Below are 15,721 nucleotides of genomic sequence, written 5' to 3'. Positions count from 1 at the left end.
CTATCCCGTGTTTTTTATGCGGTCCGGTAACACCCTTCATTTCTGCATTCATTACGCAGCCAGTTAAAATATATCTTTTCAATTGAGTCTATAGAGACGTTCATGCAGGATCACGTCATATGCCGGCACTGTGCCCCGGGGTTAAACCGGCTAGCGTCCGGCGGGTTTGCGATATAACCATACATGGACACGGACAGCGACATCCGTTCATTTCCCCAGACGCCACCGGGTCGGGCTGATACTGTTGAACGAGACCTGCACATAGGTATCTTTGAGATCCGCTGCTACGGTGTCGGGGACTTCATAGATCAGGTAGCCGTCAATTGCGTTGCTGCTCCCGGGCATGATGAAGAAGCCCTGGCCGTTGCCGGTGTTGGGACTGGGGGGAGAGGCCGCGCTATTGGCCGTATAATTTGTCACGACCGTGGTGTTCTGCCCGAAGATGTTATAACCTGTCAGGAATGCGTAGTCCCGTTTTTGTTGCCCGATCTCACGGATCCACTGGTAGGGCACACTTTGAGGGTCGGTGCTATAATGCGTGATCTGGCTCTGACTGAAAACCGATAAATCGAAAAACGGGTTATGTGTATAGGTCTGGCCGTTATTCGTAAGGATGAAATCGTCTGCCGCAGGTACGAGCGCAGTCATATGCCCGGTGTCTTCTATGCGGATAAAAACCACAAGGAACGTGTCACCGGTCGATGCCGGTGTCTGCTCGGCAAACCGGTTCCAGTTGAAATCCCACCAGTAGTAGTGTGAAAGGGTGGTTACGTTATAGACCGTTGCCAGGCACGGGCGGGTGTCATCACCGTACCAGTAGGATTCGCCCACATCGAGATAGTACTTGGCCGTGACGATCGGTTGCGAGCCCTTGGGTATTGACGTGACCTGTGCAGCAGATGGTGTTGAGGCGGCAGAAACCGGGGCGGGTGTGGGCGTCGCCGATGATTCGTCGGTATCGCCTAAGGCTCCTGATGCTAATAGTGCAGCAAGTTTTGCGCTCCGGTTGGATGAGTCCGTTACAGTAGCGCCCGTCCCCCCCACAACCGGCCCCGACAGGTGGAGGAAGCCAAGGAGGTTCTGGCCAGGTACAAAGATCAGGTCAAAGAAGCCAAAGCACCCGCTGCCATCCGGCGTTTGAGAGTTGCCTGATGTCACTGTTTCTGTCGACGCAGCCGATCCCACCGGGTGTTCCGGCGGCGTAAAAACATGGGCTGAGAAAAGGAATGCTACGATGAGGATCAGACAGATCCCTGTTATGATTGCGGCATACTCAGCTTGGCGGTTCCCAATCTTCGTCTTTTTATGACGCAGCAGAAAAATCGTGCTGCCCCGTACTAAGAAAAGGGAGAATACCACCCCGATCGCACAAAGAACGAGGGCCATGATGGGCACTGCAAGAGCACCTGCCGGCCCGTTCGATCCAATTGAGGACAGACCGGGCAGCACAAAACTGAGGAGTTCCAGAATTGTTGCAACCAGTGCGAACGGAATGAACGTGAGAAAGAAGGACCGGAGTGAGTCATTGAGTCTGCCACGATTGCCCGGTTTTCCTGCATCAACGGAAGCAGGGTTATCCGTAGTACCATGAACTGTGGTCGCATCTCCAGATGCTCGCTTTTCCCCGATCTTATGTACAAGGATGTTTATTCCCTGACGGATCGCATGGGACAACTGTTTTATGCCGGCTCCCAGCGAATGGGGTTTTTTCGGGGGTTTTGAGGAGGTTCCGGGATCCGGGGAGGGTGTGACGGGAACGGGGGTATCATCCTCAGACCACCATTTTTCGTCATCCGGTGAGTCTAGTACCGATGTAATATGTTCCGGCACAATGGGCGCAGGGTTGAAAGTAGCAGATGATTTTTCTGGTGAGGTGTCTTTCGCCACATCTTTTTGCTTGTTCTTTGAAGGCATGTCGTTCAAACATCCGGCCGGACCGATTGTTGGTGTGTCCATCTTTTTTTTGGGGATAAGCTTATTTTTTACAGAATCCAGAAAAGAATCTTTGTTTGATTTGCCGCTTCCAAAACCGTAGCTGAGGAATGCCTTTCCCGCGATGTTGATGGAAAAGACAACAGCCACAAGGACAAACGCAGCAGCAAATCCGGCTGAGGGCTTGACCAAAGAAGGGTTCTGGACCGCATGGTAAACTGCATAGGGGAGTGTTGCGACCTGATCCTGTAATGGAAATAGTTTAATTCCCCCGGAGGCACCGTTTACGGTGTGGATGCCGACTTCCGGCATATACTGTGTATACCCTGCAGTGAGGATAACTATTGCGGACTCCTCGGCAGCGCGCCCGAAGCCGAGGGTTAATCCGGTAAGGATCCCGCTGAATGCCGTCGGGATCGTGATCCCCCGGATTGTCTGCCATTTATTGGCACCGAGTGCATAGCTCCCTTCCTCAAGTTCCGGGGAAACCCGTTCGATGGCATCTTCGATTGAACGTTCGATAACCGGCATGATCAGGATCGCCAGTGCGATTCCCCCGGCAAGAAGGGAATATCCTCCTGTGACCTGTTTTAAGTAAATAACAAAGATGAGAAAACCAAAAACCCCGATGACGATAGATGGTGTGCCTGAGAGAACTTCGAGCAGGAACCGGAATGATCGGGTGACGCCATTATCCGGTGCATACCTCTTCAGATAGATTGCAGTTCCCAGCCCGAACGGTGCGGCAATAACCGTGGCGAAAAGCGAGAGTATTATCGTACCGACAATCGCATTGGCGATGCCCTGTCCCATCCCCGGTGTCGCGTTTTCCGGTGTTGTGATAAAATACCATGAAAGGGAGGGAATACCGCTGATGAATATCTGGCTCACAATCAGGAATAGTACACCAATGACCACTATTACTGCCAAAAGCGAAAGTGAAATTATGATATTTTCTGTTGCATGCCGTCGCAGGAGAGTCATGACTGCGTTCTCCTCTGCGCCCATGCGCAGATGAGCCGCACTCCTGCCACGGCCAGAATCTCCATGAAGAACAGGACCACTGCAATACCGAAAAGCGCGGCACGGGCCTCCGGATCTGAAACATAGAACATGATGTCGTTTAAGATCTTGGCGGTCATGGTATACCCCGGGTCAAAGAGCGTTACCGGAATTACCGGGCTGTTTCCCATGAGCATAACAACAGCCATCGTTTCCCCCATTGCCCGCATCATCGCGAAGACAACAGCAGTGACAATACCGGGAAATGCAACGGGAATGATTACATTTTTCAGGGTTTCCCACCGGGTTGCCCCGAGTGCCATTGAAGCTTCCCGGTACTCGCACGACACCTCTCTCATGGCATCGTGCGATAGTGCAACGATGGTAGGGATCACCATCACTGCGAGGATGGTAGCGGTGATCAGGAACCCTACGTGGAAATTGGGGTGATTATTCCTGAACAGCGGAATGAATCCAAGAACCGAGTCGATAAACGGATCAAGATAATTCATGAAGAAATTGGAAAGTATCAGTAATCCGAACAGCCCGTAGACAACAGAAGGTATTCCTACGAGCAGTTCTACAATGGGGCGAAGAATGTTTTCCAACCACTTCGGAGCCCATTCTGCAAGGTAGATCGCAGTGAAGATGCTGATCGGTACAGCAATGAGAAGAGTGAGGAGGGTGAGTATAACGGTATCGATCAGGAAGATAAGGACACCGTACTGATGGGTGTCGTAATCCCAGACGGAACCTGTGATAAACCCTATCCCCGATAATTTCAGTACCGGTGCTGCTGCGTAAATTAAAAACCCGATGATCGCCAAAACGAGGAAAGCCGTGATACCGGCAATACCAAAAAAGATCCCTTTATGGATGTCGGTGTGTTGTTTCATGGGGATTCATCGGTCTTACAGATCACAAATAAAAAAAGTTTAAGGGTCGATATCGTCCCTGCTTACGCGAGGTCAGCGATACCGTAGTTGTTGGTTTCCTGGAAGATACCGTACTTCTGTCCGTTGATTGTGTCCATCGGGTTGGACTGGACAAAGCTGATGTAGTTCTGGATCTGAGAGTTGGGTGCGCCGTTCGTGATGTAGTTGAGCGGGCGGATGAGTCCGGCTGGCCAGTTAGTGCTTTGGCTTGCACCAGAGTTACCTTCTACATTCAACTGGTAAAGGCCCTTTGCAGTCGACCGGATATAGTTCCAGTTCTTGGTTGTGCCAGCGCCCAGTGCACCGTCAAAGGTGGCGGGGAGCACGTGGTAGGTTGAATCCAATTGGCTGCCCTGAACGCCAAGGATTACAATGGAGTTTGCACCGTTGATGTTTGCAATTGCATCGCCATAGTCAGCGAATCCGAGTGCATAGTTTGTGGAGCCGACGGTCTGAACCATCATTGGGTTTCCGTTGACTGCCAGGCTGTTTGCCTCATCAGGATTTGAGGTCAGCTTTGCGGTGAATCCGAGGTAGTTCGTAAAGAACGAGTCTGCGGTACCGGAACCGTCAGCGCGGTAGACTGTAACAGTGTTAGCGTTGAGGGTGTTGCCGAGGGTGTGTGGGTTTGCAATTGTTTGGCTCGTGTTTGATAATTTTGTACTTCCGGACGAGAATGCGTTCTGAAGGTCAGCAAAGCTAACGTTGTAGTCGCCGGCTACGGTCGTGTTTGCCGGCTTTGCCTTGTTGGTGATGACGACGATTGCGCCCGAGCCGATCTGGTAGGTCTTGAGGTTCGGGAACTGCTGGAGCTGTGCGGATGACGGGTTCTCAGACATTGCACCAATGTCAGCGATGCCCTGTCCGACTGCCTGGAGGCCGGCGCCACTGCCGGTTGCCTGCGAGACAATCTTTACACCGGGGTTCTGTGCGGTATAGATCTTGCCGGCGAGCTGGGTGATCGGGTCGACGGTGGTTGAACCGGCAATGAGGATCTGGGACTGTGCGGCTGATCCTGCCTGGTTTGCGTTCGCCTGCTTCGATACATCTGATGAGAAGGTACCCATGATGGTACCTACGGCGACTGCACCGATCACAGCGACTACTATAAGGACGAGGGTCGCTACAATCGGTGAGACTGCCATATCATGATTCATGCGTTTCATTGTTGCGTGCATTGCTGTTTCACCTTTTCTTGATGTTGTGGATGGATTTAAGAAAAATTTGTAGAGCTTGTTTAGAGATTGTTTGGAGATTGCTTGATTTGCCACTGAGTTCGTGCCGGTGAAGTTCATTCATCCCCCACAGATGTCAATTCACCAATCAGAGTATCAACCTTAGACTATATATTTCTGGCGTTTTTGATATAGATTTAAGGTTTTTCAATATAGTATCCTCAATAAGGTATAGAGATGTTTGTTCTTCGACGGAAGCGCGTATTGGATACATTTTTTCATATTTGTTAGGTTGTCTGTTCTGAGGGTGCCTTTGGTACCGGCACGATGATTTCTGTCTCCGGCAGGTCAACTTCCAGCATGACCGGGCAATGGTCCGATCCCATATATTGCGGCATGATTGCTGCGTCCAGTACGTTCGATCGCACCGGCTCATTTACGAAGACATAATCCAGACGCCAGCCAAAATTTCGTTTCCTCGCATCGTTCTGGAACGGCCACCGGGTATAATGGCCGGATTCCCGTTGAAACATCCGGAACGTATCGGTAAACCCGAGTTGGATAAGGCAATCGATCTTCTCCCGCTCATCCGGTGAAATGCCGATCTGCCGGACCGGCTTTTTGGGAGGATTGTAGAGATCCTTATCGGTGTGCGCCACATTGAAATCACCGCAGACGATCACCGGCCGGTCCTTTTCTGAGACAAGCTTGATGTAGGTGAGAAATGCATCGTAAAACCGCAGCTTGTGGTCGAGGTTTCCCATTGGTTTGATCCCGAGCGGAAAATAAATATTGAGCAGGAGAAACGTGCCGTAATCTGCAATAAGGACACGCCCCGAATTATCGAAATGGGGGTCACCAAAACCAAATTTCACGGACAACGGTTTTTGACGAGTAAAGAGCCCGACCCCGGCTGTGCTCCCCGGCTGGACTGCAGAGAAATACGTATGGTAGCCGTACATGTCTCTGACTTTTTCCGGGAGTTTTTCCGCCGGTGCTTTTGTTTCCTGCACGCAGACAATCCCCGGGTTGTGCCGGAATACCGGCAGAAAATATTTCCGGTCGTAACACGTGCGCAGCCCGTTCACATTCCATGAGAGAATCGTCAGTGTCATACTAACTTTCCCGGTCGTACGCTCTCTTGTAACACGGTACACTCAGATCCTTATTGCCCCCCAAAACTGCAAGCCCTGACTGAAAATTTTCCGTGGAGAGAACATGGTACCATATTCATTTTTTCTGTTCTTTTCGCTCATCCCGGAGTTCCTGGAGGATCTGCCGGATTTCAGTTGTATCCCGAATGTACATCCTCCGCAGAATCTGCACCTGCCGGTCCTGCCAGAGACTAAATCCAAAGAACAGTACAAAGAACCCGAGTGCAATGGCGAGGGCTCCCCATTTGACCGTATACGGCCACGTGAGAAGATAGAACCCATAGTACATGAAGAGCGGGCCGGCAATCATGAAAATGATCGAAGCGATTACATTTACCAGGTTCTGCTGCCTGAAGTCGTCATCACTTATCGTGCTGTCATCGATAAGCAGTTTTCTTATGTCCGGTACTTTCATACGCGCTTCACCTCAAGGCGTTGAACTGTTTTCCCTGATAGGATGTGTGGATTTACGGTCATCTGAATTACCTCTCTCATACGCGGCATTCTTTGTCTTTTATGTGAAATCATTGCTCAGTACCTGGAGCTCAGGATAGATCCGCCGCATCTCCTGCACGGAGTTTTCAACATCTTTGAGGTTCCGGGAAAATTCCTCAGGATTATGATTGTGATCGGCCAGCACCGCCTTCATACAGGACTGGTCAGCCGCATCAGAACTTGCAAGAATCTCATCAACCCGCTCGAGAACCATGGCAATTGTAAAACCGGATGCCGTCGCTGGCGATGCACTTGCCTTTGCGGCAAGAAAATATGATTCTGACTGGTTGATCTCCTCTTCCCCGCTTGAAAATTTATCGCACGCGGCCATTTTTTCCGCGTTCGTTTTTAATGTCGGAACCGTTAGGAGATCCAGCAGTGCCTCCGTACTTTTTGTATACCCCGAGATAAATGTCGATACACCGGCCTGCCACGCAGTGGCGTATGTCTGATCTTCTGTACTCGTACTAACGAGGTCATGGGAATAACCGCTTACACCTGCCTGCACGTACTCGTTTCCCGGCTGCGCGGCCTCCTTGTAAAATATCTGCGATCCAAAGGCAAAGATCGATTGTGCATCTAACCCGTTTGTAGTCCCGGCTGCAGATGAAGAAGATGTATGAAGATCGGCACCGACAAAGGCAGTGGTCGTAAGCATCGCTCCGATAAGGATACAGAATTTTAAGATAAACGCGTTCATGGCCTCAAAGACCCCGGACGTTCCTGGTGGGAATGATCACCGGGATGCCCGGCCTCTGGTAATTATGTAATATCCCTATAGTTATTAAGATTTTGAATTGATGGATATATATTTTTGAGTCCTGTGAACTTATGGGGTTGCGAGCAGGAGACCATCATGAGCGCACCTGGAATTGCGCGATCAGTCCAGGTCAAGATATTCAACATATATCGGAAGATGACGCAGGAAAGCTGTGATGTAACAAGATGTCATCCAAAAAAGAGGTATATTTATGGTAGATTGCGTCACGATCCCGCCCTTTTGGGGACGGCAATCATGAACACTAAAGAAAGTGTGCAAATGATAATGATGGACACGATGATCGGGAGAAAGTCATGACTCCCATACAACGAAACGCTTCCTGCTGTGAGAAGCATGAGACAGGCAGCAGCGGGAATAATTCTAATACTACATTTGCTCGGTTCTGTGTATGTTCTGCTCATGGGTCGATTCACTTCCATTCAGTACGGGTTCTCCCCCATTTAAGCCCGCACTACCTGCTCAATTCAGTAATTAGTCATGAGCAAGATATATTCTTTTTGAATTTAAAATATAGTTATCTCTGATTGATATAGAGATTATTGTGGGATGGATCCTGCCATACTTTCCCAAGCATAAATCTTTCATGTGGACGAATGCTTCTGTCGGATCAGACTGTACCCAAAAAGACAAAATGCAATAATAACGGATGAAAACGAGAGAATNNGAACGCTGTCAGAGTACCATACATTCCTGAATTGCCATGACAACCCGCCCAGCACATGAATAACGCTCACGAGCAGAACAAGGGCGACGCCATATGGGTAATAACAGGTGGGCTGGAGAATACGAAGGACTGCATATGCAGCACCATAATAGAATAAAACGATCGCAAACAGGTAGATCGCCATAATATTGTGAGCGAGAGCAATCCGTACGAGCGGACTTGCTTCCCACTGAAGGATCATTCCGGTATCCGCAGCGAGAAAAAACGTAAGGGTATAATCGATTATCACTGCCAGAGAGGGGACGATGGCGACATATACCGGCGCATCATAGAAGCGCCTGAACAATGCTGGGATGGTCTGCATGATGATCGCATCCCGGAGACTCGCCTTTTTTGAGTGGATCTCTGTGGGGGATAATCATACTTACGCTGCTATTACTATATATACTTTCTATAGAACAATAAACACTTTTAACGGTCAATTATCGTATACCCTACGGGAATATCACAGATCTTTCGCCATTCTCTGGATTGCGCCGGTTTTTTTACCGGGCACAAAGAAATCCTTCCGCGGCCTCAAAGCACTTATGAGATGGGACATTCAAACGATACATAATGGCATCTCTTCATGGCATGGAAGATTTTCCGGAAAGGAGCGTAATCCTGATCGAAGAAGAGACAGGACTTGCCAAATCAATCTATGCACAATACATTGCCGCAGAGACGGCAACTGCCGGAAAGACTGTGTTTTATGTGACGAACCGGGACTCTGAGGATATCCGCAATCAGATGAACCGCCTCCGGATTTTACCAGAGACTGGATTCCATATTGGAGAGATGCACGGCACAGACCCGGATGCGCTTCTTGATCTGCTCACCAGCCTTAGTAAAGAAGATCTTGTCATCGTTGACCCGTTTTCGTTTTATTTCCTCGAAACACCCCTCGCCGGATTCCGCGATGCTATTTCCCGCCTTGTGACTGCGGCAAAAACCGGTAGGATTTTTCTCCTGCTCATAGACCGGGGATTTCTGCCAGAGCGGCATGAAGTGCTGCTGCGTGCAATGGCAGACGGGGTTATCCAGATCACTACTGTTGCCGAAGGGGACAAAATAAAAAGATATCTCAATATCCCCAAGATGCAGGGAGCACGGCTTCCTGAAAAGATGCTGCCGTTCACTGTCACTGATGAAGGATTTTTGATTGATACCCGTGAACGGCATGGATGATGGCCAGTCTGTTCTTGGATTTCGAAGAACCGGCAACGTAAAAACGGAGCGGTTTATCAGGCAAGAAAATCATCATCATTTATAGTTCCGCTCTTTTTTGCTCAATGACGAACGAACCCGTTTGAAAGGAGTGGTCAGGAAAAACATCCCACTACCAAAACCAAACCAAAAGGAAAGTTTTGCATGGCGTGAATTTCTGGTGGGAAACACGAGAGAAGAAATACCACTATACACCAAAAAAGGGAACTATCCAGTTATTCAGCTAAATGAAGCGTGAAGCGTATCGCAGCACCGGATGCCAGTTCTCCGTGTATACGATTATCCGCCCATACATTCCCCCCGTATCCTTCAACCAGCATCTTGACGATATGAAGGCCAAAGCCATAACTGCTTCGTGTATTAGAGTCCTGTGCGAAACGGTCGAAAACCTTCGGTTTCATCACATCGGGAATTCCCGGCCTGTTATCGGCAACAGTTATCTCAAGCATCTCCTCTCCGATATCCCGTGTGGAGACTTCGATTCTGACACCGGATCCGCCAAACTTGAGACAGTTTGAAAAAAGGTTATCAAAGATTACGCCCATCATGTCGTTAGCGAGTACGGTGTGGTTACACCCTTCAAGTACGATACTGACATTCGGATGAAGTGCAATTTCTTTTTTCAGGACCTCTGCGAGATCAAGAGAGACGACACCCGGTTTCATCTTGTAAATCCGGCTGATCGTTTCTATATTGCGGATCACATTGCTGCTTTTTTGTGCAAGGTCGCTGATCTTTTTGAGAAAAATCTTCTCTTTCTCGCTTGCTGTAGGTTCAAGAAAATCAGCATAACCCCGCTGAAAAACGAATCCTTCTTGTGGAGGATGAAGGGCTTGTTGCCATGACACTGGAGGAAACTCTCAAACGGATTGGGTACACAGTTGTCGGAATCGCCATGAGTGGCGAAGAAGCGATCGCCATGGCAGGAGAACCGCTACCAGATGTTCTCCTCATGGATATCCACATCCAGGGAGAAATTGATGGGATCGAGGCCGCCAAGAAGATCAAAGGGTTATATGGTACGCCAATCATTTTCCTGACCGCCTACAGCGATGATGAGACGATCAGACGTGTTGTCATGGCCGAAGCCCACGGTTACATGGTCAAACCAATAAATACCCGTGAGCTGTTCGCCAGCATAGAAAGTGCCCTTTATAAGAAACGCAAGATTGATTTTTTCATGGAACAGCAGGCCGCTGCGAATAGGCCGATCTGCCCGTGCAGCACCCCCATGATCCAGGCATTTTCTACAACAAAAAACGGGGAGATGATACCAGTTGGCTGGGTCTGTCCCAGCTGCCATCATTTTGTACAGGGATTATAAATAAGGAACCAGTATTTTCCGAACACTCTATTCAGAGAAAATAGGTCACTTCATAATTAAGACCAGGGAATTGACCAGACCTTCCATTCCCCGTGTTCGAACAATTCGATAAAGTTAAAATACAACGGAATTGTCTCTGACTGCGTAGAATTTGCAGAAGTATTTTTGTGCAGGAGCAGAATCACTTTGAGGTTTGCAACAGTGGCATTACCGGTTTTATTCATGACACTGTCGAAAGTAAAAGTTTCATCTGGACGCAGAAATTCGTTATTCTCATTTGCTGCAGTGAAATTTTCCCACGACATTTGAGTCTTAATCTCATCGGGCGAAAGATCATAGAGCCGTCCAAGATCCTTGTTGTTTACTGCAGCGACCCATTCCTGAATCCCGGTTTCAGGATCGGAAGAAGAGATGGTTGTCCTGTTCATTGATGAATCATGCTGATATGACGTACATCCGGAAATAATCACAAGTACCAGAATACACACCACTGCACACAGAGCGTGCAATATTAATTTTGACATTTTAATCACTCACCAGATTTTGCTATTACTGTTGCCTTGGCAGAAGCCCCGTTTGCCGTCGCGGTGACAATGTACGTTCCAGGATCTGTTCCAAGGACTACCTTTGTTTGTACAAGCCCATTCTGATCAGATGTATCCGACACCGGGTTTACCGTTCCTCCCGGTACTATACTGAATGCAACGGATGTGCTGTTCATTGGATTACCGGTCGCATCCGTAAGTTTGAAAACAATGGGATCCTTGAGCGGCAATGCGGCAATGCTTTCCTGTTGATCCCCGGATATAACCGTAATATTGACCTGTGGTCCGGCCTGTGCCGCGGGGGGAGGCAGGATGAAAAGCGTACATGCAATGTACCCCACCGCCACAAGCACCACGACATGCTTAAGGCCGTACCGTGCCTCACCCTCACTGATCTTTCCGATGATGAGACCGCCGAAGATGGAGTTCAGGATGATCATATGGAAAAATCCGCGGGCAAAATCAATTTCCCCTATATCCGTTTTACCAAACATATTTGAGACGCCGAGTTGCTGCACAAACGGGAGCAGGCTTGTGGACAGAATATAGACGATAAATATGATAATTGCCTGTGCGAAGTAAAAGATCATCACGTACTGGTGCAGGTTCCCCTCTTTTTCCCGCTCGATGGAGATAATGCTCCGCATGTCTTCGGATGCCTTGAGGATCAGATCAGCAACCGCTCCTCCTGAGTAAGAGGCTTGGACGACAAGCAGGGTGTACCGTGTGATCAGTTCCGAATGGAGCGACTTGGCCATTGCTTTCATTGATTCTTCAAAGGATTTGCCAAAGGTCATGGAGGTCGATGCAATACGGATATTGGGAGTAAGAATGCCAAGATCAGTCTTGGACAGCTCCTTTACTGCCTTGACCGGATCGAGCCCGCCCCTCATCAGTTCTGAGAGTTTGAAGAGAAATTCGGTATAGAGTTCTTCCTTTTTACGGACCGCCCGTTTCTGGAGCGTGATATCGATAGAGTACGGGAGGATGGCGATTATAAGGGCAAACACCATTATCTCGTCAAGTCCCATGGTCGGGGCGGCCGGTGTTGATGTCGTTGCAGGAACAGCTCCTCCGGTTGTATTACCGTTTTCGGCATTCATCTGTGCCAGGTATGCCTGCAGTGCTTTTTCCTTGTCACTAATGGTAGAAGCTTGCTGCTTTTCTGTGGTGTGCAGGGTATACCCCATCAGGAATGCGGTCAGTACGACCAGCAATGCTACTGCAATCGGAACCGCGATCGTGAACAGTTCCCGTGGCGGGTTGTACTTGATCCGGATCCTCTCGATAACCTCGCTGAATTCTTCCATCTTTTTATGGACCGAGGAGTCCTTGGCAGGCGTTTTCATAGCGGATCAGGGAGTTGTGGAATATTTCACGGCCAGCATCTGGAGAAAGATCACATTGACGAGCGGAATTAGCAGGTAGATCAGATAGTTAAACATATCATGTGCAGAAAACGGCCCCAGCTGGATTCCCAATGCACCGGATATCACGACACCTAATACGGCAAGGGTGATTGTCATGACGACCCCCCCGAGGTAACCTTCCCCATAAACAGCAAGCGACTCTACAAATTCCTTGTAAGTCTGGCGCCTGATTGTCATGAGTTCTTTTGACTTGGTCTCAAGATAAGATTTCAGTCCGCCACCGCCGTATATAATGTTGGTCATATCGATACAGATATCCCGGAACATATCAGACGGCGTGTTTTGCACCAGACCATTCATAGCGGTAACTACATCCTCTCCAAGAACATCCACCCGGAAGAGAACCTTACGAAATTCATTGGATATTTGTCCGTATTCCTCCCGTGCGATCCTCCTGATAATATCAAGCGGCGTCGCACCGGAACTGGCAAGAATCGACATAAATGCAAGAGCATACGGGATCTGGGTATCAATATCCCTTTTTTTGTTTTCAATCTGGTTTTGCAGATAAAAAGGAAATCCAATAGCAATCGCAGCAGATCCAATCAGCGCAAAGAGCAGTATAAAAGGCGCGGGATCTGGTATCGAAAAAGGGCTCTGGGGAAGCAGGAAGAGAACTGCCGCAATAATGACCATCAGAAACCCGACAAGAACAGTAGTGCCGATCCACAGGGACGTAAACATTCCTGGCGTCATTTCAAGATCGGCCTGATAGATCAGTTTGATAATATCCCGGTTCGGATTACGATCAAAAGAACGGCCAAATGTATAGCAGAAACGTTTATACCATTCAAACAAATTCCCAAAACTATCCGTTTCTGTAACCATGATTATCGAAACTTATTTATAGAGTTCATTGGTAAATTATAGAGTATCAAGAGGAATTATCTTCTTGACGCGTTTCATTGATTTGCACAAAGCAAATCCCCCACAGATGTTTTTTTTGGAAATAACTTCGGTAGGTATATCCCCTCAAAACCTTCCGTTACCCTACCCGCCATGGAGCGGAATAGATCTGCCTGTTTTTTTCTTCTGGAGTTATTTCACAAATCCGTTTTGCAGTAACCCATTCACGAAGTCCCTTGAGATCCTCCGGGTCAGGCACCGTTAAAGTACTGTCTTTGGAAAGAGTGCCTGCAAGTGCAATTATCAGGGTGTTTTGCCTGGTTAATTTCTCAAGCGTTCTGATCTGGCATTGCATAGAGATCTTCACTCCATGTCACTTTGTACTGAACCGTTCGAAGTCACTATTTCTGACTGCTACATATGTCAAACCAAGGTTGTCCGTCATAAGATCGGATTCCCCTGATGCCCGCTCCGGTTCTGCCTTTTCGACATTTCCTGCAGGAACTAGTTCATCAAGGCAACGGATCGTGTTGTCCCGGTAGGGCTTAACGCATAAACACATAGTTTGTACTTGTAGTATATACTTAAAATAATTTCTATATAGTGTTCCATCAATAGCAAACTCCAGTGCCCACTTCACACAATGATCTAATTTATTAAAAGTTCCTCCTATGCAATTTGGGGGGACGCCCGGTCTTTCGATTGTAATTTGAATAAATAGAAAATATATGAACCAAAACCTGAGAGAATTCCTCCTAAAATTGCAAAAATAATTAAGATGCCTATTGTAAGGAGGGTATTACCATAGCCCGCAGAAAGACTGGAATACTGATTCAATTGGTGCGCAATCATGCTGAAGATCTGGGCAATCCACATTACCTCAAGAAGAATTCCGATCATGATACCGGAAATAAATCCGGTTAGTAAAGCATCAGTTCTGTTTTTCAATTCGGATGTACCCAGCCATGCAGCAAATACTCCCCATCCTTCAAAGATCACGATAATGAGAAACGGGTAGATGGTGTTCCAGACAATTACCTTTGGATCACTGATCGGGAGATTCTCCTGGGCAAAGGCTTTGAGAAGAAGAGTATTAACTAAAACAAGAAGAACGATGGATTCTCCCCCAAGAGCACCTGCAACAAGTCCGCATTGGTTTATCGGTTTTGTCGTTAATTTTGCCGTTAAGCGGATCATTCTTTTCCCCCGGGGATCGTAATTTTTGGACTGGTTCCAGCCATATGGGTACAATGCTATGTAAATAACCCCATAAACTTACTACATAGTTTGTTTGTAAATTTATATATTTATTTGAAATGCTCTATTGTCAATTCCTGCTGCTTCAATTTCCTGCCAAGAAGATCATAGCAAGTGCTACGAGAACACAGGCAACCAAGAACAGGAGATAGGATACCTGCGAGAATTCCGGTGCGCTGATCATGAGAACGCACCCGATAATAGCCAGCAGAAATCCTAAAAATATCTGGATGAGCGGACCATCTAGATTGATCATATTCGATGACGATGTATATGTCATTCCTGTCTCCGTTATTCCCACCATCTCATTCAGGTGTTTTTTTTTCAGATTGTCCAGACCCAGATATGAGCAGGAATATACCACATTCCCTGCTATCCCTCACTATGAATCATCTCTTGATCATAAGAGATTGCCGGAAAAATTTCAGTGAGCCACAACGCGATCTCATCCCTCAATTCCCGGAAGTCTGTGAGTATCTCATCTCGCTCTCTGCCGATTTCCGAAGGGCTGACAAAATTCCTGTGAAGAAACCTGCCCCCATCCGGCAGTACCCTTTCTGCCATAGTACGGACATTATCGCAGAGCGTGATAACATAATCAAAGTTCTCGTTCCGGTACTGGTAGATTGACGCAGGTTTATGGCCAGATATATCGATTCTCTCTTCCTGCATTATCCTCACTGCGTAGGGGTTTACCCGCACCGGTGCCACACCAGCAGACATAACCGTATACTGTTCATTTCCCCTCTGCCGGAGAAGCCCTTCTGCTATGGGTGACCTAACCGAGTTAAAGGAGCATATAAAAACCACACGCTCTTTTTTCATATCCGCTCCTACGAATCCATTACTTTATTTGATCTCGATTCTCTCGCCGGTCTCCAAGTATAGGACGTTCTCGGCGATCTTGCAGGCATG

General features: G+C 48.1%; 16 protein-coding genes. 2 read left to right on the top strand and 14 right to left on the bottom strand.

The features are described 5' to 3' along the window. Window positions 1-207: 207 nt before the first annotated feature. The 7 genes from pstA to QZN75_RS06375 form a co-directional block, all read right to left on the bottom strand. Window positions 208-2,916: a phosphate ABC transporter permease PstA gene (gene pstA, locus QZN75_RS06405; RefSeq protein WP_292426271.1), complete on the bottom strand. Its 2,709-nt coding sequence runs from the start codon at window positions 2,914-2,916 to the stop codon at window positions 208-210. Continuing rightward, a complete protein-coding gene (pstC, locus tag QZN75_RS06400; RefSeq protein ID WP_292426269.1) occupies window positions 2,913-3,830 on the bottom strand; it encodes a phosphate ABC transporter permease subunit PstC in 918 nt (305 codons plus the stop codon). The genes pstA and pstC overlap by 4 nt, the downstream gene beginning before the upstream one ends. A 62-nt stretch (window positions 3,831-3,892) precedes the next feature. Then, window positions 3,893-5,047: a substrate-binding domain-containing protein gene (locus QZN75_RS06395; RefSeq protein ID WP_292426266.1), complete on the bottom strand. Its 1,155-nt coding sequence runs from the start codon at window positions 5,045-5,047 to the stop codon at window positions 3,893-3,895. A gap of 284 nt (window positions 5,048-5,331) precedes the next feature. After that, a complete protein-coding gene (locus QZN75_RS06390; protein WP_292426262.1) occupies window positions 5,332-6,159 on the bottom strand; it encodes an exodeoxyribonuclease III in 828 nt (275 codons plus the stop codon). Between the two features lie 115 nt (window positions 6,160-6,274). Further along, window positions 6,275-6,613: a hypothetical protein gene (locus QZN75_RS06385; RefSeq protein ID WP_292426259.1), complete on the bottom strand. Its 339-nt coding sequence runs from the start codon at window positions 6,611-6,613 to the stop codon at window positions 6,275-6,277. A 99-nt stretch (window positions 6,614-6,712) separates the two neighbouring features. Beyond that, window positions 6,713-7,393 (bottom strand): hypothetical protein, encoded by a 681-nt coding sequence (locus QZN75_RS06380; protein WP_292426257.1) that lies wholly within the window; start codon window positions 7,391-7,393, stop codon window positions 6,713-6,715. Window positions 7,394-8,055: 662 nt separating this feature from the next. Beyond that, entirely contained in the window at window positions 8,056-8,502 is a 447-nt protein-coding gene (locus QZN75_RS06375) for a hypothetical protein (RefSeq protein WP_292426254.1), read from the bottom strand. A 251-nt stretch (window positions 8,503-8,753) separates the two neighbouring features. Between QZN75_RS06375 and QZN75_RS06370 the strand changes: the two genes are divergently transcribed. Beyond that, window positions 8,754-9,365: an RAD55 family ATPase gene (locus tag QZN75_RS06370; protein ID WP_292426251.1), complete on the top strand. Its 612-nt coding sequence runs from the start codon at window positions 8,754-8,756 to the stop codon at window positions 9,363-9,365. A gap of 254 nt (window positions 9,366-9,619) precedes the next feature. On the opposite strand, the gene QZN75_RS06365 is transcribed toward QZN75_RS06370, so the two are convergent. After that, entirely contained in the window at window positions 9,620-10,108 is a 489-nt protein-coding gene (locus QZN75_RS06365; RefSeq protein ID WP_292426248.1) for a sensor histidine kinase KdpD, read from the bottom strand. A gap of 113 nt (window positions 10,109-10,221) precedes the next feature. Between QZN75_RS06365 and QZN75_RS06360 the strand changes: the two genes are divergently transcribed. Further along, window positions 10,222-10,728: a response regulator gene (locus tag QZN75_RS06360; protein WP_292426246.1), complete on the top strand. Its 507-nt coding sequence runs from the start codon at window positions 10,222-10,224 to the stop codon at window positions 10,726-10,728. Window positions 10,729-10,784: 56 nt separating this feature from the next. Here the strand turns inward: QZN75_RS06360 and QZN75_RS06355 are convergent, their stop codons facing one another. The 6 genes from QZN75_RS06355 to QZN75_RS06330 form a co-directional block, all read right to left on the bottom strand. Continuing rightward, window positions 10,785-11,156 (bottom strand): hypothetical protein, encoded by a 372-nt coding sequence (locus tag QZN75_RS06355; RefSeq protein ID WP_292426244.1) that lies wholly within the window; start codon window positions 11,154-11,156, stop codon window positions 10,785-10,787. Between the two features lie 101 nt (window positions 11,157-11,257). Then, on the bottom strand, window positions 11,258-12,622 hold the full coding sequence (locus QZN75_RS06350; RefSeq protein ID WP_292426242.1) for a type II secretion system F family protein: 1,365 nt from the start codon (window positions 12,620-12,622) through the stop codon (window positions 11,258-11,260). A 6-nt stretch (window positions 12,623-12,628) separates the two neighbouring features. Next, window positions 12,629-13,531 carry a type II secretion system F family protein gene (locus QZN75_RS06345; protein ID WP_292426241.1) on the bottom strand — a complete coding sequence of 301 codons (903 nt, stop codon included), beginning with the start codon at window positions 13,529-13,531 and terminating at the stop codon, window positions 12,629-12,631. Between the two features lie 391 nt (window positions 13,532-13,922). Further along, window positions 13,923-14,111 carry a hypothetical protein gene (locus QZN75_RS06340; protein ID WP_292426239.1) on the bottom strand — a complete coding sequence of 63 codons (189 nt, stop codon included), beginning with the start codon at window positions 14,109-14,111 and terminating at the stop codon, window positions 13,923-13,925. A 107-nt stretch (window positions 14,112-14,218) separates the two neighbouring features. After that, window positions 14,219-14,746, bottom strand: a complete 528-nt coding sequence (locus tag QZN75_RS06335; protein WP_292426237.1) for a hypothetical protein — start codon at window positions 14,744-14,746, stop codon at window positions 14,219-14,221. A 432-nt stretch (window positions 14,747-15,178) separates the two neighbouring features. After that, window positions 15,179-15,631 (bottom strand): arsenate reductase ArsC, encoded by a 453-nt coding sequence (locus QZN75_RS06330; RefSeq protein ID WP_292426235.1) that lies wholly within the window; start codon window positions 15,629-15,631, stop codon window positions 15,179-15,181. Between the last annotated feature and the right edge of the window lie 90 nt (window positions 15,632-15,721).

It is taken from the genome of Methanoregula sp. (assembly GCF_003170075.1).
Lineage (GTDB): Archaea > Halobacteriota > Methanomicrobia > Methanomicrobiales > Methanospirillaceae > Methanoregula.
Note: the sequence above shows the minus strand (reverse complement) of the source record. Positions and strands in the feature narration are given on the sequence as shown.

Excerpts from the sequence above, each read along its gene's own strand:
- pstA (WP_292426271.1), bottom strand. The coding sequence starts at position 2,916 with ATGACTCTCCTGCGACGGCATGCAACAGAAAATATCATAATTTCACTT.
- pstC (WP_292426269.1), bottom strand. The coding sequence starts at position 3,830 with ATGAAACAACACACCGACATCCATAAAGGGATCTTTTTTGGTATTGCC.
- QZN75_RS06395 (WP_292426266.1), bottom strand. The coding sequence starts at position 5,047 with ATGCACGCAACAATGAAACGCATGAATCATGATATGGCAGTCTCACCG.
- QZN75_RS06390 (WP_292426262.1), bottom strand. The coding sequence starts at position 6,159 with ATGACACTGACGATTCTCTCATGGAATGTGAACGGGCTGCGCACGTGT.
- QZN75_RS06385 (WP_292426259.1), bottom strand. The coding sequence starts at position 6,613 with ATGAAAGTACCGGACATAAGAAAACTGCTTATCGATGACAGCACGATA.
- QZN75_RS06380 (WP_292426257.1), bottom strand. The coding sequence starts at position 7,393 with ATGAACGCGTTTATCTTAAAATTCTGTATCCTTATCGGAGCGATGCTT.
- QZN75_RS06370 (WP_292426251.1), top strand. The coding sequence starts at position 8,754 with ATGGCATCTCTTCATGGCATGGAAGATTTTCCGGAAAGGAGCGTAATC.
- QZN75_RS06355 (WP_292426244.1), bottom strand. The coding sequence starts at position 11,156 with ATGAACAGGACAACCATCTCTTCTTCCGATCCTGAAACCGGGATTCAG.
- QZN75_RS06350 (WP_292426242.1), bottom strand. The coding sequence starts at position 12,622 with ATGAAAACGCCTGCCAAGGACTCCTCGGTCCATAAAAAGATGGAAGAA.
- QZN75_RS06345 (WP_292426241.1), bottom strand. The coding sequence starts at position 13,531 with ATGGTTACAGAAACGGATAGTTTTGGGAATTTGTTTGAATGGTATAAA.
- QZN75_RS06340 (WP_292426239.1), bottom strand. The coding sequence starts at position 14,111 with ATGTGTTTATGCGTTAAGCCCTACCGGGACAACACGATCCGTTGCCTT.
- QZN75_RS06335 (WP_292426237.1), bottom strand. The coding sequence starts at position 14,746 with ATGATCCGCTTAACGGCAAAATTAACGACAAAACCGATAAACCAATGC.
- QZN75_RS06330 (WP_292426235.1), bottom strand. The coding sequence starts at position 15,631 with ATGAAAAAAGAGCGTGTGGTTTTTATATGCTCCTTTAACTCGGTTAGG.